Annotated in this window: 1 protein-coding gene and 1 pseudogene; one reads left to right on the top strand and one right to left on the bottom strand. The window is 50.4% G+C overall.

The features are described from left to right. A pseudogene (locus tag A3750_RS12725) lies at window positions 1-592 on the top strand (DNA repair protein RecN); the annotation flags it as partial. 38 nt (window positions 593-630) lie between these two features. On the opposite strand, the gene fur reads toward A3750_RS12725, so the two are convergent. Then, window positions 631-1,017, bottom strand: a 387-nt coding sequence (gene fur / locus A3750_RS12720) for a ferric iron uptake transcriptional regulator (protein ID WP_068548339.1), incomplete at its 5' end; no start/stop codon positions are given.

Here is a 1,017-nt window from a genome sequence, read left to right as displayed (position 1 = left end):
GCGTGCTAACGCGCTGCGAGACAGCCGTATGAAGCACGCCATCTCTCTTGAGGAAACGGTAGCAGAACAGCTTCAAATGATGTCAATGCAGAACGTCCGCTTTGTTACGCAAATCGATCAACATGAAGAGCGTAATGCGAATATCCACGGCATTGATGACATTGAGTTTTTGATCAGCACCAATCCCGGCCAGCCGCCACGCGCATTGGGCAAAATCGCATCCGGCGGTGAGCTTTCGAGAATAAGCTTGGCGATACAAGTGGTGTTGGCACAACGTTCAGCCGTTCCGAGCATGATTTTCGATGAAGTCGATGTCGGAATTGGAGGCAGCACTGCCGAGGTTGTTGGACGACTATTAAAAGAGCTCGGCAAGAATGGTCAAGTCATGTGCATTACGCACCAGGCACAGGTCGCCTCTCAGGGAGAGCATCACCTGCGCATCAGCAAATCGATCATGGATGGCACAATGCATTCATCGGTCGACCCTCNCAATGATGAGGAGCGCACGGAAGAAGTGGCCAGAATGCTTGGCGGGATTGATATAACGGATCAAACGAAAGCGCATGCGCGCGAGATGTTAAAGCTCACATAAGCAACGGATCTAAAACAGCTCGCGATAGCATTGCTATCTTAACGTTTCTTTTTAACGTATAGCGTCAGGCTATGATCAACGAGCTCAAAACCGTGTTCTGCGGCTATTTCATGCTGACGCCGTTCGATAATCTCGTCATAAAACTCGACCACCTCTCCGCTTTCGGTATCGACCATATGATCGTGATGCTCTTCGCTCGCCAGCTCGAATACGGCATGGCCACCCTCAAAATTATTGCGCTGAACAAGACCTGCAGCCTCAAATTGAGTGAGTACACGATAAACCGTCGCCAAACCGACGTCATCTCCCGACTCTAGCAGTGCTTTGTATACATCCTCTGCGCTCATGTGCTGACCATCCGACGCTTCGAGCAGCCCCAACACTTTTAGACGCGGAACCGTCACCTTTAAACCAGCTTTTTTTAG

This window comes from Oleiphilus sp. HI0079 (assembly GCF_001635105.1).
This window is presented reverse-complemented; position numbering and strand designations above follow the sequence as displayed.